Genomic DNA, 21,597 nt, shown 5'->3' on the forward strand with positions numbered 1-21,597 from the left:
CTTAAAACAGAAGGCGCGGTAGGGACGGGGGCGACCGCAGCCGCCCCGGGCAGGCAAAGGGCGAATTACTCCGCCGCGATGCCGCCTTCGTCGTCCTCCGCATCCAGGAGTTCCATGTTGAGGCCCAGGCCGCGGACCTCTTTGACGAGAACGTTGAACGATTCCGGCACGCCGGCTTCGAAATTGTCCTCACCCTTCACGATCGACTCATAGACCTTGGTCCGGCCCGCGACGTCATCCGACTTGACCGTCAGCATTTCCTGCAAGGTGTAGGCGGCGCCATAAGCTTCCAGGGCCCAGACCTCCATCTCACCGAAGCGCTGACCACCGAACTGCGCCTTACCACCCAGCGGCTGCTGCGTGACGAGCGAGTACGGCCCCGTAGACCGGGCGTGGATCTTGTCATCGACCAGGTGGTGCAGTTTCAGCAGATACTTCACACCCACCGTAACCTGGCGTGCGAACTTCTCACCGGTGCGTCCGTCGAACAGGTCCGACTGCCCCGAGGTGGAGAACCCGGCACGCACCAGCGCATCGTTCACATCCGCCTCTTTCGCCCCGTCGAAGACAGGCGTGGCGATCGGGACACCGCGGGTCACATTGCCCGCCGCTTCCAGAAGGCTTTCCTCTTCACGATCCGCAAAAGCATCGGAATAGACATCTTCGCCATAGGCGATTTTCAGGGCGTCGCGCACCGGGGTCATATCACCGGACCGGCGATATTCGTCCAATGCCTCGTCGATCTGCAGGCCCATGCCACGTGCGGCCCACCCCATATGGGTTTCAAGGATCTGACCCACGTTCATCCGCGACGGCACGCCCAGCGGGTTGAGCACGAAATCGACCGGCGTCCCATCCGCGAGGAACGGCATGTCCTCCATCGGGACCACCTTCGAGATCACACCTTTGTTGCCGTGACGCCCGGCCATCTTGTCGCCCGGCTGAAGCTTGCGCTTCACGGCGATGAAGACTTTGACCATCTTCATCACACCCGGGGGCAGATCATCGCCGCGGCGGACCTTCTCGACCTTGTCTTCGAACCGATGATCCAAAGCGCGCTTCTGCGCATCGAATTGCTGGTTCAGCGCCTCGACCTGGGCGGCATCCTGTTCGTCTTCCAGGGCAAGCTGCCACCACTGACCGCGGGACAATTGGCCATCCAGCAGGTCTTCGGTGATCGGGCTATTGGGCTTCACGCCCTTGGGCCCTTTCACGGCGGTCTTGCCCATGATCATGCCACGCAGACGGGCATAGATGTTCCGTTCCAGGATCACCAACTCGTCGTCACGGTCACGGGCGAGGCGTTCGACCTCTTCCCGCTCGATCTGCAGGGCACGTTCATCTTTCTCGACGCCGTGGCGGTTGAAGACTCGCACTTCCACGACCGTCCCGAAATCACCCGGTGGCAGGCGCAAGGAGGTGTCACGGACGTCCGAGGCCTTCTCACCGAAGATGGCACGCAGAAGCTTTTCTTCCGGCGTCATCGGGCTTTCGCCCTTTGGTGTGATCTTACCGACGAGGATATCCCCCGGCCCCACTTCGGCGCCGATATAGACGATGCCCGCCTCGTCGAGGTTGCGCAAAGCTTCCTCGCCAACATTCGGGATATCGCGGGTGATTTCCTCGGGCCCGAGCTTCGTGTCACGGGCGGCGACTTCGAATTCCTCGATATGGATCGAGGTGAAGACGTCATCCTTTACGATCCGCTCAGAGATCAGGATCGAGTCTTCATAGTTGTAGCCATTCCACGGCATGAAGGCGACGATGACGTTCTTGCCGAGCGCCAGTTCCCCCATATCCGTCGACGGGCCGTCTGCGATGACCTCATCCTTGCCGACCTTGTCGCCCACCTTCACCAGCGGGCGCTGGTTGATGCAGGTGTTCTGGTTCGAACGCTGGAATTTGCGGAGACGGTAGATATCGACGCCCGCATCACCCAGTTCCAGATCCTCGGTCGCGCGCACAACGATCCGCTGCGCGTCGACCTGGTCGATGATCCCGCCGCGCTTGGCCATGATGGCCGCGCCGGAATCCTTCGCAACGACGCTTTCGATCCCGGTGCCCACAAACGGGGCATCCGCCTGCAACAGCGGAACCGCCTGACGTTGCATGTTCGAGCCCATCAGAGCGCGGTTCGCGTCGTCATTTTCCAGGAACGGAATGAGCGAGGCCGCGACGGACACCAACTGCTTGGGCGACACGTCGATCAAGTCGATCGCTTCACGGGGGTTCAGCGTGTATTCGCCGGACATACGCGTGTTGACCATGTCGTTGACGAACTTGCCGTCCGCGTCGAGGTTTGCATTCGCCTGCGCCACGGTGTGCCGCATTTCCTCGGTTGCGGACATATAGACCACGTCATCGGACACAACGGCATCGTTCACCCGGCGATAGGGCGTTTCGATGAAGCCGTATTTGTTCACGCGGGCATAGGTCGCCAGCGAGTTGATCAGACCGATATTCGGGCCTTCCGGTGTCTCAATCGGGCACATCCGACCGTAATGAGTCGGGTGCACGTCGCGCACCTCAAAGCCCGCACGCTCACGGGTCAGACCACCTGGCCCAAGCGCCGATAGACGCCGCTTGTGGGTGACTTCCGACAGCGGGTTGGTTTGGTCCATAAACTGCGACAGCTGCGAGGAGCCGAAGAATTCGCGCACCGCCGCCGCGGCAGGTTTTGCGTTGATCAGATCCTGCGGCATGACCGTGTCGATCTCGACCGACGACATCCGCTCTTTGATAGCGCGCTCCATGCGCAGCAGACCCACGCGGTACTGGTTTTCCATCAACTCACCGACGGATCGGACACGACGGTTGCCGAGGTGGTCGATGTCGTCGATATCGCCACGCCCGTCGCGCAGTTCGACCAGCGCCTTGATGCAGGCGATGATGTCTTCGTTGCGCAGCGTGCGCTGGGTGTCTTCGGCATCCAGATCCAGACGCATATTCATCTTCACACGGCCAACGGCCGACAGATCATAGCGCTCGGAATCGAAGAACAGCTGATTGAACAGCGTTGAGGCGGCCTCCACGGTGGGCGGCTCACCCGGACGCATGACGCGATAGATATCCATCAGCGCGGTTTCGCGGTTCAGGTTCTTATCGGTCGCCATCGTGTTGCGCATATACGGCCCAACAGTGACGTTATCGATGTCCAGAACAGGGATCTCGGTGATGCCCGCATCCAGCAGCTCTTTCAGCGTGCCGCCGGTGACCTCACCTTCTTTGTCGAGTTCCCAGGTCAGTTCATCCCCGGCTTCGACATAGATCGCGCCGTTCTCTTCATTGATGATGTCCTTGGCGGCAAAGCGACCCACGATACCGTCAAACGGCACCAGCAGGTCTTCGATTTCGCCATCGTCGATCCACTGCTTCACGGCACGTGGCGTGACTTTCTTGCCCGCTTCGGCGATCACTTCGCCGGTCTTGGCGTCCACAAGATCCGCGACAGGGCGAGTACCGCGCACCCGCTCGGGGAAGAATTTCGTGGCCCAGCCCTTGTTCTTCACCATCTTGAAGGTGACGGTCTCGTAATAGGCATCCATGATGCCTTCCTGGTCCAGGCCCAGCGCATAAAGCAGGGTGGTCACAGGCAACTTACGACGACGGTCGATACGCGCAAAAACGATGTCTTTGGCATCAAACTCGAAATCCAGCCACGAGCCGCGATAGGGAATGATGCGGCAGGCGAACAGCAATTTACCGGACGAATGGGTCTTGCCCTTGTCGTGATCAAAGAACACACCCGGCGAGCGGTGCATCTGGGACACGATCACACGCTCGGTGCCGTTTACGATGAACGTGCCGTTGGGCGTCATCAGGGGCATGTCGCCCATGAACACGTCCTGTTCCTTGATGTCCTTCACCGATTTTGCGCCGGTATCCTCGTCGACATCGAACACGATCAGACGCAAGGTGACTTTCAGCGGCGCGGCATAGGTCAGATCGCGCTGCTGACATTCTTCAACGTCAAACTTGGGCTCTTCCAGCTCATACTTGACGAATTCAAGCACGGCGGTCTCGTTGAAGTCCTTGATCGGGAAAACCGATTGGAAGACACCCTTGATGCCTTCGCCGTCCATCGGTTCAAGCTGGTCACCGGATTTGAGGAACAGGTCGTAGGACGACTTCTGTACCTCGATCAGGTTCGGCATCTCCAATACTTCGCGGATTTTGCCGTAGAATTTGCGAATACGTTTTTGGCCTGCGTAGGTCTGAGCCATGTGCGTGCGCACCTTTCGTTTCTATCCAGCGCCTATACCGTCGGGGCCCGGCATGGTCGCATTTCGAAACAGACAGAAAATGGGTCAATGCTAAGCCACCGTCCCAATGGTGACCTCCCGACCCCGGCTTTCCTGGCTTGGAAAACCCCTCGCGATGCCAGGGGCTTACCAAGACGGCAAAGCGTGGTGTATGTTACGTCATCCTGATCCGGTTCATATCCGCGTTTGCATTAGGTTCAGTGTGATATGCCATAGGGTGGCCCGATCCATTCTGCCAAACGAAAGAGAGGCGCGAATCCTCGCACCTGTCAGGCTGCTGGAAATAGTGGGCGACGTCGCGGATTGCAACCCCCGCTGTTGTAAACTTGGTCAACCCCAACTCGAACATCCAGCAATCAATACTAATCTTCGTTTGCGCTCGATCGGGCCAATGCTCGGTAGGTGCGGCACCGGCATGATCGAGGATATCGATATCGCAGGCTATCCGCAAAAAAGGCGGCCCCGGGATCCCGAGACCGCCCTTCGATCGTAGAACCGATCAACTGGCTTAGGCCAGCTCGACCTCGGCGCCTGCTGCTTCCAGCTTGCCCTTGATCTCTTCGGCTTCGGCTTTGTCGACGCCTTCTTTGATCTTGCCGCCGGCTTCCACCAGGTCTTTGGCTTCTTTCAGGCCCAGACCAGTGATGCCACGCACTTCTTTGATCACGTTGATCTTCTGTGCGCCGGCGTTCTTGAGAACGACGTCAAATTCAGTCTTCTCTTCAGCAGCTGCGCCACCGCCATCGGCAGGGCCAGCCATCATCACTGCGCCGCCAGCGGCGGGCTCGATGCCGTATTCGTCTTTCAGGATGGTCTTCAGTTCCTGGGCTTCCAGGAGGGTCAGACCAACGATCTCTTCTGCAAGTTTCTTCAGATCAGCCATTTGTCAGCTTCCGTATATAGGTATGGGTTCCAACGCCGCTTTGGGCGGGTCTCAACAAGGTGCTTACGCCGCCTTCTCTTCGATGGTCGAAAGGATGGAGGCGATGTTCGAAGCAGGCGCGCCAATGGCACCGGCGATGTTCGAAGCAGGTGCGCCGATGCAACCAGCGATCGAAGCGATAAGCTCCTCGCGGGACGGCAACTTCGCAACGGCTTTCACACCATCGGTATCCAGGATGTTTCCGCCCATCACACCGCCGAGGATGACGTATTTGTCATTCTCTTTGGCGAACTCGTCCGCAGCTTTCGCAGCCGCGACCGGGTCTTCGGAATAGGCGAGAACGGTCATGCCCCCCATCAGGTCAGCGATGCCAGCGGCAGGCGTTCCATCGAGGGCAATCTTGGCGAGCTTGTTCTTGGCGACACGTACGGCTCCGCCCGCGTCGCGAACGCGACCGCGCAGATCCTGCATCTCAGCAACCGTGAGGCCCTGGTAGTGTGCCACTACCACGACGCCAGAGCTTTCGAAGATCTGGCCGAGTTCCTCGACCACTTTCTCTTTCTGGGCTCTATCCACAGGTTTACTCCAGTTTGGGGCCCTAACGTGTAGGAAACCCCGGCTCAAGGTTTCACCGGATCGCTCCGGCAGTGTTGGTCCGTTGGTAACGGAACCGAAACACCACCAAGCGCTCAACGGTGCTGAGCCACTGGAAAAAATGCCTGATCCCGCCTCGGGCAGGAATTATCGAAGCACAAGGCCCCGACCCACCGTCTCGGACGAATGCCGCAGACCACGACGAATCGCGAACCTACAGCGATGTGCTGGCTACACCGCCATTACCGATTTGCCAAGTCTTCCCGAACACATCCGAATTCAGACAGGCTTAGTATTGCAAAACGGGCTGCGCGTTTTGTGAATGCCGCGCGATCAGGCGTTTTTGGCGATTGCCTTTCGGGATGATCCGCGCAGGCGTCAGATCAGCCGCCACAAGCTCAGGGAACAGCAACTCAAGCTCAGCCCGAGCATCGCGATCCATCGCAGCAAGCCCTTGCGGCCCCACCAATAGCGTTTCCGCCGGGGCGCCCTCGGCCTGGATGATCTCGTGCTGATCGAGCAGTAGATGATAATAGCGCACCTGATCCGGCGTCTCGGCCACCGAGATGCCAGGCAGACCAAGCAGCTTTTTCGCCGGGATCAGAACCTCGGCGGATCCAAACATGCGGTCAGCCACACGGGATCTGACCATCATCCTGTGCTGGCCTGATACATACAAATCGCGCTCCGGCATCCCCTCCCCCAACGCGCCTTTCGAGATGCGGATCGGGGCAAGCACACCCTGCCCGTGCCGCTCAGCACAGCCGATCCAGCGGATGGGCTGCGCGCCACGGTCCAGCGTCATCAACAAATCGCCAATGGCCAGGTCCTCAACCGGTTTTGGACCAATGCTCGTCGCGATCCGTGTGCCGGCAACAAAGCAAGGCACCGCATTGAACGCCTCGCGATCCGCGGTCATGCCCAAGAAGGTATCGCCTGAGAGGCTATCGAGGGTCAGCGAAAGGATCGGCCCCGCTTCCAGCGCAGTCTGATCCGCATTGGCCGCGAATTCCGGCGCCAGATAGGTGTTGCCGTTGGTTGCCTGGAAGACCACGGCCGTGATCGTCGCAGTACTGCCGTCAAGATACGTGATGGTCGCGTCATAGACGACCGAGGAGTCAAAATCCTCCCGGACACCATCGACACGGTATCGCTCCGGCGTGGCGTCGTCCTGGTCGTAATACGTATTGCCATCGGTATCGAAACGGCGTCCGCCACCGACCGGGGTGAGTTGCCGTATGTTTCCCGAAAGCGCATTGCCAAACCCGCCAAAGGTCTGCCCGACCAAAGCCGACGCGTTTTCGGCCAGGTTATTGCCTTCGGTTGTGTCGAGATCCGGGTTGTTCCCGAGAAAAATAACGTTGAACGTCGTTGGCATCTGGAATGCGCCTCAAACCACTTGTGGTCGCGTTAAGATAGCAGCCCGGAGCGTCTCCGCGAAACGTCGGCTCACACTGCCTGAAAATTTCAATGAAATGTGGCAAATCTGGGGCAGAAAGCGTCTGGTCGCCTTCAGAACGCAGAAAGGGCGAGGCCTGTTCCAGACCTCGCCCCATCAAGATTGACGCCTCAGATTGCGGCGGCGTGGGGATTTAGTTCCCGGTTGCGTTCTCGACATTGACCGAAACGCCTGGGCCCATCGTAGAGCTGAGCGAGACCTTCTTCATATAGGTCCCCTTCGCACCGGCGGGCTTTGCGCGGTTCACAGCTTCGACAAAGGCGCGAACATTCTCGACCAGCTTGGCTTCATCGAACGAGGCTTTGCCGACACCGGCATGGACCACACCAGCTTTCTCGGCCTTGAACTGAACCTGTCCGCCCTTGGCGGCTTCAACGGCTTCTTTGACATCCATCGTCACCGTGCCGACTTTGGGGTTCGGCATCAGGTTGCGGGGGCCAAGCACTTTACCCAGACGGCCAACGATCGGCATCATATCCGGCGTGGCGATGCAGCGATCAAAATCGATGGTCCCACCTTGGACGGTTTCCATCAGATCTTCGGCGCCAACGATATCGGCGCCTGCGGCCTGAGCCTCTTCGGCTTTCGGGCCACGGGCAAAGACAGCAACGCGAACCGATTTGCCGGTCCCGTTGGGCAGGTTCACCGTGCCGCGAACCATCTGATCCGCGTGGCGGGGATCGACACCGAGGTTCATCGAGATTTCGACGGTCTCGTCGAATTTGGCCTTGGCATTGGTTTTCACCAGCGCGACAGCCTCTTCCACGGTGACATCGTCTTGGCCGTCAAACGCGGCGCGCGCCGCGGTCAGGCGTTTTCCAAGCTTACCCATAGCGATTACCCCTTCACCTCAATGCCCATCGACTTGGCCGAGCCAAGGATGATCTGCATGGCAGCCTCAACGTCATTGGCGCTGAGGTCGGTCATTTTTGCTTCGGCGATCTCGCGCAATTGCTTGGCCGTGATCGTCGCAACTGTTTCACGACCCGGATTCTCGGCGCCGCGCGGACGGTTGCGCTTGCCCACATTCTTCAGACCAGCGGCCTTCTTCAGGTAAAAAGACGCAGGCGGCGTCTTGATGTCCATCGTGAAGGATTTGTCTTGATAATAGGTGATCACGGTCGGGCACGGCGCACCGGGCTCCATCTCCTGCGTCTTGGCGTTGAACGCCTTGCAGAATTCCATGATGTTGATGCCGCGCTGACCCAGCGCAGGGCCCACGGGGGGCGAGGGGTTGGCTTGACCTGCAGGGATCTGCAGTTTCATCGTGCCAGCAAGTTTTTTGGCCATGGGGCCTCTCCTTTTGTCCAACAGCCCCACAACGCGATGGGGGCCTTTGTGGCCGTGGTCTGGATCAGCGGTCGCGACCGCATCTCCTCCCACGGGTTTCAGACGGCACCAAGGCACCGTTCTGTAGAGCGCGCCGTTTAAGCGGGAATCGGACACGACGCAAATAGTTATTTTCCGAGACGCTCCCCAGGAGCACCTCGAACCCTGCGAAGGTATATCAATCCTATATCCATCAGGATCGTCGAACAAAAAAAGCCGCCCGGAAAAGGCGGCTTTTCGGGCGGCATGTGCGAAGCGATCAGATCTGCTTTGAGACCTGCGTGTATTCCAATTCCACCGGCGTCGCGCGACCAAAGATCGAGACCGTCACTTTCAGGCGCTGATTTTCTTCATCAACCTCTTCGACCATCCCGTCAAAATCTTCGAACGGGCCATCATTGACCTTAACCTTCTCGCCCACTTCGAAGGTGATGGTCGACCTTGGCGTTGCCTCACCTTCTTCGACGCGGTTGAGGATCGAATTGACCTCTTCATCCTTCATTGGCATCGGGCGGCCCTGCGGCCCCAGAAATCCAGTGACCCGCGGGATCGAGTTGACGGCATGATAGGCGCTGTCGGTCAGTTCCATGCGGACCAGCACATAGCCCGGCATAAAGCGGCGTGGCACCGTCACTTTCTTACCGCGGCGGATCTCGATCACATCCTCTTCGGGGACCAGAACCTCTTCGATCTCGTCCTCAAGGCCCTTCTCGGCCACGGCTGTTCTGATCTGTTCGGCGATGCGCTTCTCGAAATTCGAGAGAACCGAGACCGAATACCACCGTTTCGCCATGACGTTTTCCGCTTTCCCAAGGGGCCTGATGCCCCGTTAATCCAAGTCCCAGGATAGCGCGGAGAGCCCACCGGGGCCATATCTACCGTTTCGCAATCATAGGAATAGAGGCGAGTTACCTGCGACACACCGGAAAATCAAGAGCCACAGGGCGCGTGATCAACCGAAATAGTTCAGAACCCAATCGAGCGTCGTGCGGATCAAGAAATCGACGCCGAAAAAGAAAATGGCAAAGATCACGGCCATCGCAAAGACCATCGCGGTTGTCACCAAAACCTCGCGCCGGGTCGGCCAAACGACCTTCGCGACTTCCGCGCGGGTCTGTTGGAGGAACTGGAACGGGTTGGCCATGGCGCACGAATACCTTTGCTAGATTGACAGGCATATACGCATGGCGTGATGCGGTTGCAAGACGCCGTTCAGGCTGGGCGCGGGTCCATGGAGTGTGACAGATTGCATCTATGACAACGGCCATCATGATCCTCGGCGCGGCGGTTTGGCCCGACGGCCCGTCCCCCACCCTGACGCGGCGCGTGCACCACGGCGCCACGCTGTATCACAAGGGCTGCGGCGGTTTGGTGGTTGCCTGTGGCGGTGTCGGGCGCTTCGGTCCAAGCGAGGCCGAGGTGATGGCAAGGATCCTGCGCGACCGTGACGTGCCGGACAGCGCCATCCGGCTTGAAGATCGCTCGCGCAACACGGCGCAGAACATTGCGTTCGCGCTGCCGATTCTCGAGGCTGAAGGCATCACGCAGCTAATCATCGTGTCCGACAGCTATCATTTGCCCCGTGCCCGGTTGATCGCACGACGTCACGGTGTGTCGGCAAATGGTGCGGCCCCGTCGTGGAAAACCGCTCGGCTCAAGCCGCAAATCCGCGGATGGCTTCGGGAAATCCCCGCCATGGCGGCCGTTTTGCTGCGGATCCGGTGATTTCGATGGCTGCGCTCATGAGATTGCCGCTGGTGATCCGGTCGATGCCGATGGATCGACGCAAATTGGTGCTGAGCGCTCCGCAAGGCACACATTCAATCGATCAGGAAAGTGGCAGGGGCGGAGGGACTCGAACCCCCGACCGTCGGATTTGGAATCCGGTGCTCTACCAACTGAGCTACACCCCTAAACCGGCGTCTCGCTACGCCATCGCCAGGGCAAGATCAAGGGGCCCGATCAGGGAAACTGCCGCGGCAAGCCTTGGAAAACGCGGCCCAGCCCGTAGATGATCGACCGCGCTTCTCGCCGACGTGTGCCGGTCGATTCTTCACTGCTCAGCAGCATGTAAAGCGACCTGATTTGATGGGGAGACAGGGTCGACAAATCTACGTCGGGCACAACGCCCGGCAGTTCACGCGCGACATAGCGCTCGATCTGTGAGTTTGCGGAGCCTGGAGAGGCTGTCGTGACAACAGCGAGGCCAAGGCACGCAGCGATGAAGATGGCGGGCATACGCATTGAGTTGTCCTTTATCGGCGGGTGCGCTGCGAATGGGATACAGGTTTGACCAACATTATGTCCGGTTTTCCCGACGCTGGGAAGAGTAGCACGCAGTCGTGATCTAAGCCCGGCTGAAGATGGCCGTTTATATGTAGGATGGCGGTCTGTGAGGTCGTCGCTTGTGGGATCTGCAAATCCTGTCACAGGGCGCGATCAGCCTTTCATGACAAAGGCCCCGCGTTTGGCGGGGCCTTTTGGGTTTGTTGGCGATCGTGTGCTGCACCGAGTGCTTGTGATCTTTTGCAACTGCAAAAGACACTGCCACCCGGCACCCACTGGCCAGAGTTTCCTTTGGAAACTCGACCTTACTCCACGATCTTCGACACGACGCCGGCGCCGACGGTGCGGCCGCCTTCGCGGATGGCGAAGCGCAGGCCCTGCTCCATCGCGATCGGCGCGATCAGCTCAACCTCGAACTTCAGGTTGTCGCCCGGCATCACCATCTCGGTGCCCGAGGGCAGCGTCACGGTGCCGGTCACATCCGTCGTGCGGAAGTAAAACTGCGGGCGGTAGTTGGCGAAGAACGGCGTGTGGCGGCCACCCTCATCCTTGGTCAGGATATAGGCTTCGGCCTCGAACTTCGTGTGCGGCGTCACCGAGCCCGGCTTACACAGCACCTGGCCACGCTCAACGCCATCACGGTCCACACCACGCAGCAGCGCGCCAATGTTGTCGCCCGCTTCACCGCGATCCAGCAGCTTGCGGAACATCTCAACACCCGTGCAGGTCGTCTTCGAGGTGTCGCGGATGCCCACGATCTCGATCTCGTCACCCACATTGATCACGCCACGCTCAACCCGGCCGGTCACAACCGTGCCGCGGCCGGAAATCGAGAACACGTCCTCGATCGGCATCAGGAAGGGCTGATCCACGGCGCGCTCGGGCGTCGGGATGTAGTCATCCACGGCGGCCATCAGCTCTTTGATCTTCTCTTCGCCGATCTCGGGGTTGTTGCCCTCCATCGCCGCCAGGGCCGAGCCCGCGATGATCGGAATCTCGTCGCCGGGATATTCATAGCTTTCCAGAAGCTCGCGGATCTCCATCTCCACCAGCTCCAGAAGCTCGGCATCGTCGACCTGGTCGACCTTGTTCATGAACACGACCATCTTCGGGATGCCCACCTGGCGGCCCAGCAGGATGTGCTCACGCGTCTGCGGCATCGGGCCGTCGGCGGCGTTCACCACCAGGATCGCGCCGTCCATCTGAGCGGCACCAGTGATCATGTTCTTCACATAGTCGGCGTGGCCGGGGCAATCGACATGCGCGTAGTGACGCGCGTCGGTCTCATATTCCACATGCGCCGTCGAGATCGTGATCCCCCGCGCCTTCTCCTCAGGCGCGCCGTCAATCTGGTCATACGCCTTGAAATCCCCAAAATACTTCGTAATCGCAGCCGTCAACGTCGTCTTACCATGGTCAACATGACCAATAGTCCCAATGTTCACATGCGGCTTATTACGTTCAAACTTTTCCTTTGCCATGGCGCAGGCGTCCCGTAGTTGTGGGGCTGCGCATGGGATTGCCGACGCGCCGCCCGTTCCGATATCGCCGGGGGCGTATTCGGCCTGCCGGGAAAAATCAAGCCATACCGGTCAGATCGTGGCTTACTCCGGCGCCGCAGCCTCAAGCTCGGCATTTTCGACCTCTTCCGCGGCTTCAGCGGCCTCGGCCAATGCCTCGACGTTAGTCACGGCCTCTTCGGCCACGTCAGGGTCGATGTTGAACCATTCGGGGTTCTGCAACATGAACAATTGCACACGACGTGCGGCATTCCGTGCGAGAACCTGCATCTGCTCTTCACGCGACCGCGCCAAACCAGAGCCAAGCAAGAAGGTTTCCGGGCTGGACCCTTCGAAAATGATCACCTGCTCGGGTTCTTCATGTAGTTTCCGACCCAACTCATCGTCCCAGATATTCACTGACAGGATCAGAACCGACCGCGGGCTCAGCACAATGGGGATGCCCGGAGGCGCCAAAGCATAGCCATCCACCGCAATGCCGATGTGGTATAAACGATCTCCTTCATAGGCACCAAACCGGCGATCGATCTCGGACACCAAGATCGCTTCCCATTCTTCGGGGGTCGCATTCCGCGAGGGCGGGACTTGCTGCATGTTCTCGGCCACAACGATGTTGTGCGACAGGCGGAAGTCTCCCATCGGGGGTAGGTCTTCATCCAAAGGGTCCCCGGCGGCACAGGCCATCAGGAACAAAACCAACCCCAACGGGGCAAAGCGGGCCAATTTCCGGAATTCGAAAGTCATGCTCGGCGTCTCCTCAAGGTGGCGCGTCTGATGTTTTTCGATGAAATAGCGCAGGACGGCAAAGGCGTGAAGGGCAGCCGGCAGAATGACGCTGACCCTGTGGCCAAGATATCAAGCTCGGCGCCCGAAACTGGGGGAGTCCGAAGGACGGGGGGCATCCCCCGGGCTGCGTGCCAACGCAAAACAAGCGTATGCGCCGCAGGCGCGCAATTTGATCCAGGGCGGACCCTGTCGATCAGGTGAAGCGATTGTCTCGCGGGAAGCCACGCGGGGCCATGCGGCCAGCGCTGGCACGTTTTGCGGTCCATTCGGCCAAAGCCATTTCGGTCCGCGTTCGGCCCGCCGGATCCAACCAGCTGAGCCCATCGGCCAGCACAAAGGTTCGCACATCCGACAGACCGCCGTCCTTGTAGCGCTGCAAACGCACCCCTTTGCCACGGGCCATTTCCGGCAATTCCTCCAGCGCGAAGACCAGCAATTTGCGGTTCTCCCCCACGACGGCCACGTGGTTGTCACCTTCCCCGACCGCGACACACGCCACCGCTATGACATCGCCGCGCACGTTCAACACCTGTTTGCCGGACCGGGTCTGCGCGAGAATCTCCTCTTCGGCGACCACGAAGCCATCCCCGGCGCTGGAGGCCATCAGGCGCTTCACGCCAGGCCTGTGCACGAAGAGATCGACGATCCGTACCTCGTTGGGCAGATCCACCATCAGGCGCAATGGCTCCCCCAGACCACGCCCGCCCGGCAGCCCGTTGGCGGCAAGCGTGTAGACACGGCCCTGGCTGCCGAGGATCAACAGTTTGTCGGTCGTCTGGGCGTGGAAAGCGAAACGCGGGCCGTCGCCGTCGCGGAATTTCATCTCGGACGACAGATCCACATGGCCCTTCATGGCGCGGATCCAGCCCATCTGGGAACAGACGACGGTGATCGGCTCCCGCTCGATCATCGCCTCGATCGGCACATCCTCGACCTCACCGGCCTCGGCAAACATCGTCCGCCGCGCGCCGCCTTCGGCTTTGGCGCCGAACTTGGCACGGACCTCACGCAATTCTTCGGCGATGCGATCCCATTGCAGGCTTTCCTCGGCCAACATGTCCTCAAGCCCCGCGCGCTCCTCCATCAGGCGGTCGCGTTCAGCCTGCAACTCCATCTCTTCCAGGCGCCGCAAGGACCGCAGGCGCATGTTGAGGATCGCTTCGGCCTGCACCTCGGTCAGTTCCCCGGCACCTTTGGGCGTGCTGACATAATCCGCCTCGGAGGTGGCACGGACAAAGTCGCGGTCCCAATCTTCCCGCATCAGGGCGGCTTTAGGCGCGTCGTCATAGCGGATGATGTCGATCACGCGATCGAGGTTCAGGAACGCGATCAGAAACCCTTCGAGCACTTCCAACCGGTGATCGATCTGCGCCATCCGGTGGCGCGAGCGGCGCAGCAGCACGTCGCGCCGGTGGTCGAGGAAGGCCCGCAGCACCTCTTTCAACGAACAGACTTTCGGCGTCCGCCCATCGATCAGCACATTCATGTTCAGACTGAAGCGGTTCTCCAGATCCGATTGCCGGAACAACGTGCCCATCAGCACCTCGGCATCGACGGTCTTGGCGCGCGGTTCCAGCACGATGCGGATATCATCAGCGCTTTCATCTCGCACGTCCGCCAGGATCGGGACCTTCTTTTGCTGGATCAGTTCCGCCAGCTTTTCGATCAGCTTGGATTTCTGGACCTGATAGGGGATTTCGGTCACGACGATCTGCCATTGACCGCGCCCGAGATCCTCGACCTCCCACTTCGCGCGGACGCGGAAGCCACCTTTTCCGGTGCGATAGGTTTCAGCCATCGACTCGGGCGGCTCTACGATTACCCCGCCGGTGGGAAAATCCGGCCCCTTCACGTAGTTCAACAGCGTATCGTCCCGCGCATCGGGCGTCTTGATCAGATGCAGGCAGGCTGCGATCAACTCGTCCAGATTGTGCGGCGGGATATTCGTCGCCATGCCCACAGCAATCCCGCTGGATCCATTGGCCAGCAGGTTCGGGACCTGCGCGGGCAGCACTTCGGGCTCGGTCAGCGTGCCGTCATAATTGTCGCGGAAATTCACCGCATCCTCGGACAGACCTTCCAGTAGCGCCTCGGCCATCGCAGTCATGCGCGCTTCGGTATAGCGGGATGCGGCCGGGTTATCACCGTCGATATTTCCGAAATTCCCCTGCCCGTCGACCAGCGGATACCGGATCACAAAATCCTGCGCCAAACGCGCCATGGCATCATAAATCGCTGCATCGCCATGGGGATGATAGTTCCCCATCACGTCGCCGGAGATCTTGGCCGACTTTCGGAAGCCGCCATTGGAACTCAACCGCAGCTCGCGCATTGCGTATAAGATACGGCGGTGTACAGGTTTCAGCCCGTCGCGCGCGTCCGGCAGCGCACGGTGCATGATTGTGCTCAGCGCATACTGAAGATATCGCGAACCGATCGCGCGGCTCAGCGGTTCCGCCTCTAGGCGGCCATCTTGTGTGTCGTCATCACTGCTCATCTAGATCATGGGATAGCGTCCCGCGCGCGCCCCAACAAGGACCGAAAAGACGCCGATGCCACCACAGCCCAAGATTTCCCCTGTTTTTGCGTCAGAGACTTGGCATATCACCTGTGCCCGAGAGGATGAGGGAGGCCGCGGATGATCAAGTGGGCGATCGCATTGGTTGCGGCGATCTACATCGTGTTGCTGGTGATCCCGGATGAATCCGAGGCGCCGGAGGTGACCGAGGCATCTGAGACCTCCGATGGTGAGACCACGCTGGCGAACTTCTTTTCCGACCTGATCACGCAGGCCGAGGACAATGCCTCGCGCCCGCCCCCGAATGAAGCTGCATTCTCAGACGATGACGCCGCACTCCGCGAAGCAAACGGAAGCTATCAACTGGAGACAGCGGATGGCGAAGTGTTGGATGTGGTCGCTGTGATCAATCCGTTTGACACCACCATCACCGAGGACAGCGATCGTGAAATTGCGCGGGTCACACTTGGCAATGCCTCAGCGCAGCCACGCCCAGATACGCCCGCTGCCGAGATTTCGGCCGACGCGGCACCTGACGTAGAACCATCCGACGATACCTCAGCAGTATCCGCGCTGTGGCAGGTTACCGGTGATCGTGTGAATTTCCGTGCCGGACCATCGACCGACGATGCTATTCTGACGGCCTTGGTGCGTGGGGATCAGGTGGAATACCTGGCTGATGCGCCCGACGATTGGGCCAGGCTGCGCGTCGTCGCCACGGGCGTGGAAGGCTTCATGGCGCTTGAGTTTTTGGAACCTGTCACCAACTGACCCGGTTGCGCCAGAGACCACACGCGCCTAGGCAGGATGTGCAAGGCAGGGACATCATGACCAAATCCATCCTGATCACCGGCTGTTCTTCGGGCATCGGCTATGAGGCCGCGGTGACGCTAAAAGCGCGTGGCTGGCAGGTGTTTGCTGGCGTCCGGCGCGACGACGATCGCGCCAGGCTTGAGGCCGAAGGTTTCGACGCTCCGATCTTGGACGTTACTTCGGCCGAGAGCATCACCTCAGGTTTTCAGAGCGTTCTGGATCAAACAAACGGTCGCCTTGATGCTCTGTTCAACAATGCTGGCCATGGCTTGCCGGGCGCGGTCGAAGATCTGCCGGTCGATGGGCTGCGGGAATTGTTCGAGACCAATGTGTTTGGCCTGCACGATCTGACAACCCGCGCGATCGCCGTGATGCGCCGGCAGGGTCATGGACGGATCGTACAGCATTCCTCGGGCTTCGGGCGCCACGTGATGCCCTGGCGCGGGGCCTACAACGCCTCAAAACATGCGCTGGAGGGTCTGACCGATACGCTGCGACTGGAACTGCGCGGCAGCGGGATCCACGTCTCGACGCTGAATACCGGACCTGTCACGTCGAAGTTTCGAATCAACTCGATCCCTCCCTTCGAGCGCTGGATCGACTGGGAAAGCTCCGCCATTGCCGAACGGTACCGGGCCGAGTTGCTGCCATTTCTCTATGAAGACAAGGGGCGCGCGATGTTCCAGCGTGAACCAGACGCTGTTATTCGCCGCCTGATCCATGCCATTGAGGCGCCAAACCCGCGGCCGCGCTATCACATCACCCCGGCCGTCCATATTGCCGAGGCTCTGAAACGGGCACTTCCGCAACGGATGATCGATGCAATCGCCGCGCGGCTCTAGCCTTTGGACCGATGCCCTCTAGGTTGGCCTCGGACAGTGATCGGAGAAAACATGACAGACGACCCGCTATTGTTCCTTGCGCTGCTGGCCTGTGCCGCGGTGCTGGTTGTGCTGCTTTTAGGGATCAACGCCTTTCGCAAGGGCGGACCCGAGGCCAGCCGCCAATCCAACAAGTTCATGCAATGGCGGATCGGGTTGCAGGCCTTGGCCGTGGTTCTGATCTTGATCTTCGTCTTTTTCCGCCAGCAATCGGGGGGCTGAACCCATGGTCGTTCTCAACAAAATCTACACACGCACGGGGGATGCGGGCGAAACGGCCCTAGGCGATGGCAGCCGGGTCGCCAAGCATTCACAGCGCGTGACGGCTTATGGAACAGTGGATGAACTGAATGCGACGCTTGGGGTCGCGCGCCTCCATGCCGAGGGTGAAATGGCCGATCAGATCGCAATGGTGCAGAACGATCTGTTCGATCTGGGTGCCGATCTGTGCACTCCGAATATGGAAATGGATGGCAATCGTGAATATCCGCCGCTGCGGATCGCTGACGCTCAGGTTGAGCGGCTAGAGGCCGAGATTGACGCGATGAATGCCAAGCTGGATCCTTTGCGATCCTTTATTCTGCCAGGCGGCTCGGCGCTGGCAGCGCATCTGCATATTTGCCGGACAGTCTGTCGGCGGGCCGAACGGCTGTCGGTGGAGCTGGTGGGCGTCGAATCGATCAATCCGGCGGGCGTGAAATACCTCAATCGCCTCTCTGATTGGTTCTTCGTCGCGGGCCGCATCGCCAACAACAACGGCAAAGATGACGTTTTGTGGGTTCCAGGCGCGAACCGCTGAGGGAGGCTCTGAGGCGCAGCTTCGCTTTATGACGCGCGCGTCTTTTCAATGGCGCCCGTCCTTGTATTCGGAATAGCGCGTGGCGAGGATGCTCATCTCGCGCCATTCCAGAAGACGGGACAGATAGGTCAGCCAATCCCGGTCTCGCGCGGCAAAGGCGAACCGTTCAATCAACATCGCGGTCTGCGGCGCCTCCAACGCGGCAAGCAGATGTTGGCGATCCGCCAAAGGCATTCCGCTGAACCACAGGTGAAGATCCTTCGGGCTCGCCCTGCCATCGGGATGCGACGTGACATGCCCCCGGGCGAGCGTGGTCCATAGTCGAAGCTGACGCAGCGGTCGCGCTTGGCGAAATTCCTCAAACAGATCGGGCAGCCGGTTTCCGAACAGGCTCAGATAGCACAGCACGTTGTCGAACGATCTGGCCCTTTTGGCCACGGCATAGCGCGCCAAGTCCAGAAGGTAATCGTTGATCTCGGCCTGTTTCTGCGGGCCAAGGCGCGGCGCAAAACCTGTCGCGAACAGATAGGGGATCAGGTAATCGGCAGGCAGATAGTGATGTTGGCGGCTATAGTCGCGCGCTTCGGCATCGGGCAATGTCGTCATATGCCCCAAATGCGCGATCACATGGGTCAGGATGATGTACGCCTCCAGCCGCGCCTGTTCATCCGTCGCGGCCTCGACCGCCGCAGCGCCGCCGAAATACTGATTGATCAGGTCATCGGTTAGCCGTGTTGGAGGTGTCTTCCGTATGCGTTGCAACGCCTCGGGATCGATGCACCGATCACAACAACAGACCAGGTGCAGCTCCCGCAATGGATCTTCGGGTAACGCTGCGACCAAGGCGTTTGACCGGTCCGAGATGCGACAGGCCAAGCCTCTAATCTCGCTTTTCTTATAGCCCGTCCGCACCGCCATCACACATGAACACCAAATTGTTTCTCAGAATTTATGTGGCTGTTAACCGATCTTGGTCTAAACTTTTCTGCATGTCGCATATCAAACCCAACCGGCAGTATAGCAAGGCTGAATATGTTTCAGACGCTGTCGTGCATGGTTTGGGCATTGGCGGTGCGCTGGTTGCTGGACCCGTCCTGATCACCCTTGTCGTCGTGTGGACGAAAGATGTGGGGCTGACCACAGCGGTCAGCATCTACGCGGCCTGTTTGCTGGCCATGTGGGTCTGTTCGGCGTTGTACAATCTGGTGCAGCGGGCAGATTTGACGCCCAGACTTCGGCAGCTCGACCAATCGGCCATCTATTTCAAGATCGCAGGCACCTACACACCCTTTGTCGCGCTGGCCTCGGGGTCTGCTGGATTTCTGGCCGGGATATGGGCCACGGCACTGGGCGGCGCATCGATCATCCTATTCTCGCGCAAGGCGCCGCTTTGGCTTGCCATCGTGCTGTATCTGGGCCTGGGATGGGCGGGGGCTGTCTTGGGCGGGCCGCTTTTGTCCGGCATCAGCGAAACTGCGCTGGCCCTGCTGGTCATCGGCGGCTTGCTCTATTCTGCGGGAATCATCTTTCTGATCAGCCATCGATTGCCGTTTCACAACACGATTTGGCATGTCTTTGTGCTGATCGCGACGGTCAGTTGCTACGCCGCAATCGTCACGGAAGTGGCCCAAGCCGCTTGACGTGCACGTAACGCGGCGTCGGATCGCCGCGGCGCGTCGATTTTGGCCTATTTTCCACCTGCGCTTGGGTCTATCCCTTCTTGCCAGATAGTTGCTTGGGTCCGCCCCGGCTTTTGACAGAGGGAGAACGCCATGAAGGTCTTGGTACCTGTGAAGCGCGTGATCGATTATAACGTGAAGGTTCGCGTGAAAGCGGACGGCTCGGGCGTCGATCTTGCCAATGTAAAGATGTCGATGAACCCGTTCGACGAGATTGCGGTGGAAGAGGCCATTCGCCTGAAAGAGGCCGGAAAGGCCGAAGAGGTGGTCGCCGTCTCCATCGGGGTAAAGCAGAACCAAGAAACCCTGCGCACGGCCCTGGCGATGGGCGCGGACCGCGCCATCCTGGTGATTGCTGCCGATGACGTCCATACGGATATCGAACCGCTGGCCGTTGCCAAAATCCTGAAAGCCGTGATCGACGAGGAACAGCCCGGGCTGGTTCTGGCGGGCAAACAGGCCATCGACAATGACATGAACGCCACCGGTCAGATGCTGTCGGCTCTGCTGGGATGGTCGCAGGCCACCTTCGCGTCAGAGGTCGATGTCGATGGCGACAGCGCCAAGGTCACGCGCGAAGTCGATGGCGGCTTGCAGACCATCGAAGTGAAGATGCCTGCCATCATCACCGTCGATCTGCGCCTGAACGAGCCGCGCTATGCCTCTCTCCCGAACATCATGAAGGCGAAGAAAAAGCCGCTGGATGAAAAAACCGCCGCCGATTACGGCGTCGATGTCGCACCACGCCTGACGGTGGTCAGCACATCCGAGCCCGAGGCGCGCGCCGCCGGTGTGAAAGTCGGGTCGGTCGATGAACTTCTGACGAAACTCAAAGACGAAGCGGGGGTACTGTAATGGCTGTTCTTCTGATGGCAGAGGTCAATGCGGGCGAATTGTCGATGGACGCCACCGCCAAGGCCGTGACAGCAGCAACGCAATTGGGGGATGTGACCGTACTGTGCGCCGGAGCATCTGCCAAAGCCGCCGCTGATGAGGCCGCCACGATTGCGGGCGTCTCGAAGGTGCTGTGCGCCGAGGATGACGTGTTGGGTCATCGCTTGGCCGAACCGACAGCGGCGCTGATCGCTGAGCTCGCCGGCGACTATTCTCATATCGTGGCACCCGCCACGACGGACGCCAAAAACATCATGCCCCGCGTCTCCGCGCTACTGGATGTCATGGTGATCTCCGACGCGTCAGGCGTGGTCGATGCCGACACGTTCGAGCGTCCAATCTACGCGGGTAACGCGATCCAAACGGTGAAATCGTCAGACGCAAAGAAGGTTGTGACCTTCCGGACCTCAACCTTCGATGCCGCCGCCACGGGTGGATCCGCATCGGTTGAGATGATTGACGCCGCAGGCAATCCTGGCCTGTCGTCGTGGGTCGAGGACAAGGTCGCAGCCAGTGATCGGCCTGAACTGACCTCCGCCGGGATCGTCGTCTCGGGCGGTCGTGGCGTTGGCAGCGAAGAGCAATTCGCCCTGATCGAGGGCCTGGCCGACAAGCTGGGCGCTGCCGTTGGCGCTTCACGCGCTGCGGTCGATTCCGGGTATGCTCCGAACGATTGGCAGGTTGGCCAAACCGGCAAAGTCGTCGCGCCGGAATTGTATGTCGCCGTCGGAATTTCCGGGGCCATTCAGCACCTGGCGGGCATGAAGGACAGCAAGGTCATCGTTGCAATCAACAAGGATGAAGAAGCGCCCATCTTCCAAGTGGCTGATTACGGCCTGGTCGCAGATCTGTTCGACGCTGTGCCTGAACTGACCGGCAAGCTCTGAGGCGTTG

The 21,597-nt window shown here is 59.8% G+C and carries 21 protein-coding genes and 1 tRNA gene; 8 read left to right on the forward strand and 14 right to left on the reverse strand.

Annotated elements, in window-relative coordinates:
- Nucleotides 1–65 precede the first annotated feature (65 nt).
- The 8 genes from rpoB to secE all read right to left on the reverse strand — a co-directional run bounded on the left by rpoB (nucleotide 66) and on the right by secE (nucleotide 9,671).
- Nucleotides 66–4,223 carry a DNA-directed RNA polymerase subunit beta gene (rpoB, locus tag V8J82_RS20350; RefSeq protein WP_339978192.1) on the reverse strand — a complete coding sequence of 1,386 codons (4,158 nt, stop codon included), beginning with the start codon at nucleotides 4,221–4,223 and terminating at the stop codon, nucleotides 66–68.
- A gap of 547 nt (nucleotides 4,224–4,770) precedes the next feature.
- On the reverse strand, nucleotides 4,771–5,145 hold the full coding sequence (rplL, locus tag V8J82_RS20355) for a 50S ribosomal protein L7/L12 (RefSeq protein ID WP_339978195.1): 375 nt from the start codon (nucleotides 5,143–5,145) through the stop codon (nucleotides 4,771–4,773).
- A gap of 63 nt (nucleotides 5,146–5,208) precedes the next feature.
- Entirely contained in the window at nucleotides 5,209–5,721 is a 513-nt protein-coding gene (gene rplJ / locus V8J82_RS20360; protein WP_339978197.1) for a 50S ribosomal protein L10, read from the reverse strand.
- 307 nt (nucleotides 5,722–6,028) lie between these two features.
- Complete coding sequence (locus tag V8J82_RS20365) at nucleotides 6,029–7,117, reverse strand: Hint domain-containing protein (RefSeq protein ID WP_339978199.1); 1,089 nt, start codon at nucleotides 7,115–7,117, stop codon at nucleotides 6,029–6,031.
- A gap of 214 nt (nucleotides 7,118–7,331) precedes the next feature.
- The gene (rplA, locus tag V8J82_RS20370) at nucleotides 7,332–8,030 is read right to left on the reverse strand and encodes a 50S ribosomal protein L1 (RefSeq protein ID WP_339978201.1); all 699 of its coding nucleotides are present in this window, start codon (nucleotides 8,028–8,030) and stop codon (nucleotides 7,332–7,334) included.
- Nucleotides 8,031–8,035: 5 nt separating this feature from the next.
- Nucleotides 8,036–8,488, reverse strand: a complete 453-nt coding sequence (rplK, locus tag V8J82_RS20375; protein WP_339978203.1) for a 50S ribosomal protein L11 — start codon at nucleotides 8,486–8,488, stop codon at nucleotides 8,036–8,038.
- Nucleotides 8,489–8,786: 298 nt separating this feature from the next.
- A complete protein-coding gene (gene nusG, locus V8J82_RS20380) occupies nucleotides 8,787–9,320 on the reverse strand; it encodes a transcription termination/antitermination protein NusG (protein WP_339978205.1) in 534 nt (177 codons plus the stop codon).
- Nucleotides 9,321–9,479: 159 nt separating this feature from the next.
- The gene (gene secE / locus V8J82_RS20385) at nucleotides 9,480–9,671 is read right to left on the reverse strand and encodes a preprotein translocase subunit SecE (protein ID WP_339978208.1); all 192 of its coding nucleotides are present in this window, start codon (nucleotides 9,669–9,671) and stop codon (nucleotides 9,480–9,482) included.
- A gap of 110 nt (nucleotides 9,672–9,781) precedes the next feature.
- Here secE and V8J82_RS20390 point away from each other — a divergent pair, with 110 nt between their 5' ends.
- The gene (locus V8J82_RS20390) at nucleotides 9,782–10,252 is read left to right on the forward strand and encodes a YdcF family protein (protein ID WP_339978210.1); all 471 of its coding nucleotides are present in this window, start codon (nucleotides 9,782–9,784) and stop codon (nucleotides 10,250–10,252) included.
- Between the two features lie 112 nt (nucleotides 10,253–10,364).
- On the opposite strand, the gene V8J82_RS20395 is transcribed toward V8J82_RS20390, so the two are convergent.
- The 5 genes from V8J82_RS20395 to parC all read right to left on the reverse strand — a co-directional run bounded on the left by V8J82_RS20395 (nucleotide 10,365) and on the right by parC (nucleotide 15,616).
- Nucleotides 10,365–10,440: transfer RNA gene (locus V8J82_RS20395), tRNA-Trp, on the reverse strand.
- Nucleotides 10,441–10,489: 49 nt separating this feature from the next.
- Entirely contained in the window at nucleotides 10,490–10,771 is a 282-nt protein-coding gene (locus tag V8J82_RS20400) for a hypothetical protein (RefSeq protein ID WP_339978212.1), read from the reverse strand.
- 347 nt (nucleotides 10,772–11,118) lie between these two features.
- A complete protein-coding gene (tuf, locus tag V8J82_RS20405; RefSeq protein WP_339978180.1) occupies nucleotides 11,119–12,294 on the reverse strand; it encodes an elongation factor Tu in 1,176 nt (391 codons plus the stop codon).
- A gap of 123 nt (nucleotides 12,295–12,417) precedes the next feature.
- Complete coding sequence (locus tag V8J82_RS20410; protein ID WP_339978214.1) at nucleotides 12,418–13,077, reverse strand: hypothetical protein; 660 nt, start codon at nucleotides 13,075–13,077, stop codon at nucleotides 12,418–12,420.
- 235 nt (nucleotides 13,078–13,312) lie between these two features.
- Nucleotides 13,313–15,616 carry a DNA topoisomerase IV subunit A gene (parC, locus tag V8J82_RS20415; RefSeq protein WP_339978216.1) on the reverse strand — a complete coding sequence of 768 codons (2,304 nt, stop codon included), beginning with the start codon at nucleotides 15,614–15,616 and terminating at the stop codon, nucleotides 13,313–13,315.
- Nucleotides 15,617–15,757: 141 nt separating this feature from the next.
- On the opposite strand from parC, the gene V8J82_RS20420 reads away from it, so the two are divergent.
- From V8J82_RS20420 to V8J82_RS20435, 4 genes are read left to right on the forward strand one after another with little or no spacing between them, the layout of a single operon-like run.
- Nucleotides 15,758–16,408 carry an SH3 domain-containing protein gene (locus tag V8J82_RS20420; RefSeq protein ID WP_339978218.1) on the forward strand — a complete coding sequence of 217 codons (651 nt, stop codon included), beginning with the start codon at nucleotides 15,758–15,760 and terminating at the stop codon, nucleotides 16,406–16,408.
- A 56-nt stretch (nucleotides 16,409–16,464) separates the two neighbouring features.
- The gene (locus V8J82_RS20425) at nucleotides 16,465–17,292 is read left to right on the forward strand and encodes an SDR family NAD(P)-dependent oxidoreductase (protein ID WP_339978220.1); all 828 of its coding nucleotides are present in this window, start codon (nucleotides 16,465–16,467) and stop codon (nucleotides 17,290–17,292) included.
- Nucleotides 17,293–17,343: 51 nt separating this feature from the next.
- Nucleotides 17,344–17,553 (forward strand): twin transmembrane helix small protein, encoded by a 210-nt coding sequence (locus V8J82_RS20430; protein ID WP_339978222.1) that lies wholly within the window; start codon nucleotides 17,344–17,346, stop codon nucleotides 17,551–17,553.
- A gap of 4 nt (nucleotides 17,554–17,557) precedes the next feature.
- Entirely contained in the window at nucleotides 17,558–18,130 is a 573-nt protein-coding gene (locus V8J82_RS20435) for a cob(I)yrinic acid a,c-diamide adenosyltransferase (protein WP_339978224.1), read from the forward strand.
- Nucleotides 18,131–18,175: 45 nt separating this feature from the next.
- Here the strand turns inward: V8J82_RS20435 and V8J82_RS20440 are convergent, their stop codons facing one another.
- Nucleotides 18,176–19,048 (reverse strand): hypothetical protein, encoded by an 873-nt coding sequence (locus V8J82_RS20440; RefSeq protein ID WP_339978227.1) that lies wholly within the window; start codon nucleotides 19,046–19,048, stop codon nucleotides 18,176–18,178.
- Between the two features lie 71 nt (nucleotides 19,049–19,119).
- On the opposite strand from V8J82_RS20440, the gene trhA reads away from it, so the two are divergent.
- The 3 genes from trhA (at nucleotide 19,120) to V8J82_RS20455 (ending at nucleotide 21,590) form a co-directional block, all read left to right on the forward strand.
- The gene (trhA, locus tag V8J82_RS20445) at nucleotides 19,120–19,770 is read left to right on the forward strand and encodes a PAQR family membrane homeostasis protein TrhA (RefSeq protein ID WP_339978229.1); all 651 of its coding nucleotides are present in this window, start codon (nucleotides 19,120–19,122) and stop codon (nucleotides 19,768–19,770) included.
- Between the two features lie 132 nt (nucleotides 19,771–19,902).
- On the forward strand, nucleotides 19,903–20,664 hold the full coding sequence (locus V8J82_RS20450) for an electron transfer flavoprotein subunit beta/FixA family protein (RefSeq protein ID WP_339978231.1): 762 nt from the start codon (nucleotides 19,903–19,905) through the stop codon (nucleotides 20,662–20,664).
- A complete protein-coding gene (locus V8J82_RS20455; RefSeq protein WP_339978233.1) occupies nucleotides 20,664–21,590 on the forward strand; it encodes an electron transfer flavoprotein subunit alpha/FixB family protein in 927 nt (308 codons plus the stop codon). The genes V8J82_RS20450 and V8J82_RS20455 overlap by 1 nt, the downstream gene beginning before the upstream one ends.
- Nucleotides 21,591–21,597 lie beyond the last annotated feature (7 nt).

It is taken from the genome of Gymnodinialimonas mytili (genome assembly GCF_037544085.1).
GTDB classification, from domain to species: domain Bacteria; phylum Pseudomonadota; class Alphaproteobacteria; order Rhodobacterales; family Rhodobacteraceae; genus Gymnodinialimonas; species Gymnodinialimonas mytili.

Excerpts from the sequence above, each read along its gene's own strand:
- rpoB (WP_339978192.1), bottom strand. The coding sequence starts at position 4,223 with ATGGCTCAGACCTACGCAGGCCAAAAACGTATTCGCAAATTCTACGGC.
- rplL (WP_339978195.1), bottom strand. The coding sequence starts at position 5,145 with ATGGCTGATCTGAAGAAACTTGCAGAAGAGATCGTTGGTCTGACCCTC.
- V8J82_RS20365 (WP_339978199.1), bottom strand. The coding sequence starts at position 7,117 with ATGCCAACGACGTTCAACGTTATTTTTCTCGGGAACAACCCGGATCTC.
- rplA (WP_339978201.1), bottom strand. The coding sequence starts at position 8,030 with ATGGGTAAGCTTGGAAAACGCCTGACCGCGGCGCGCGCCGCGTTTGAC.
- rplK (WP_339978203.1), bottom strand. The coding sequence starts at position 8,488 with ATGGCCAAAAAACTTGCTGGCACGATGAAACTGCAGATCCCTGCAGGT.
- nusG (WP_339978205.1), bottom strand. The coding sequence starts at position 9,320 with ATGGCGAAACGGTGGTATTCGGTCTCGGTTCTCTCGAATTTCGAGAAG.
- secE (WP_339978208.1), bottom strand. The coding sequence starts at position 9,671 with ATGGCCAACCCGTTCCAGTTCCTCCAACAGACCCGCGCGGAAGTCGCG.
- V8J82_RS20390 (WP_339978210.1), top strand. The coding sequence starts at position 9,782 with ATGACAACGGCCATCATGATCCTCGGCGCGGCGGTTTGGCCCGACGGC.
- V8J82_RS20400 (WP_339978212.1), bottom strand. The coding sequence starts at position 10,771 with ATGCGTATGCCCGCCATCTTCATCGCTGCGTGCCTTGGCCTCGCTGTT.
- tuf (WP_339978180.1), bottom strand. The coding sequence starts at position 12,294 with ATGGCAAAGGAAAAGTTTGAACGTAATAAGCCGCATGTGAACATTGGG.
- V8J82_RS20410 (WP_339978214.1), bottom strand. The coding sequence starts at position 13,077 with ATGACTTTCGAATTCCGGAAATTGGCCCGCTTTGCCCCGTTGGGGTTG.
- parC (WP_339978216.1), bottom strand. The coding sequence starts at position 15,616 with ATGAGCAGTGATGACGACACACAAGATGGCCGCCTAGAGGCGGAACCG.
- V8J82_RS20420 (WP_339978218.1), top strand. The coding sequence starts at position 15,758 with ATGATCAAGTGGGCGATCGCATTGGTTGCGGCGATCTACATCGTGTTG.
- V8J82_RS20425 (WP_339978220.1), top strand. The coding sequence starts at position 16,465 with ATGACCAAATCCATCCTGATCACCGGCTGTTCTTCGGGCATCGGCTAT.
- V8J82_RS20430 (WP_339978222.1), top strand. The coding sequence starts at position 17,344 with ATGACAGACGACCCGCTATTGTTCCTTGCGCTGCTGGCCTGTGCCGCG.
- V8J82_RS20435 (WP_339978224.1), top strand. The coding sequence starts at position 17,558 with ATGGTCGTTCTCAACAAAATCTACACACGCACGGGGGATGCGGGCGAA.
- V8J82_RS20440 (WP_339978227.1), bottom strand. The coding sequence starts at position 19,048 with ATGGCGGTGCGGACGGGCTATAAGAAAAGCGAGATTAGAGGCTTGGCC.
- trhA (WP_339978229.1), top strand. The coding sequence starts at position 19,120 with ATGTCGCATATCAAACCCAACCGGCAGTATAGCAAGGCTGAATATGTT.
- V8J82_RS20450 (WP_339978231.1), top strand. The coding sequence starts at position 19,903 with ATGAAGGTCTTGGTACCTGTGAAGCGCGTGATCGATTATAACGTGAAG.
- V8J82_RS20455 (WP_339978233.1), top strand. The coding sequence starts at position 20,664 with ATGGCTGTTCTTCTGATGGCAGAGGTCAATGCGGGCGAATTGTCGATG.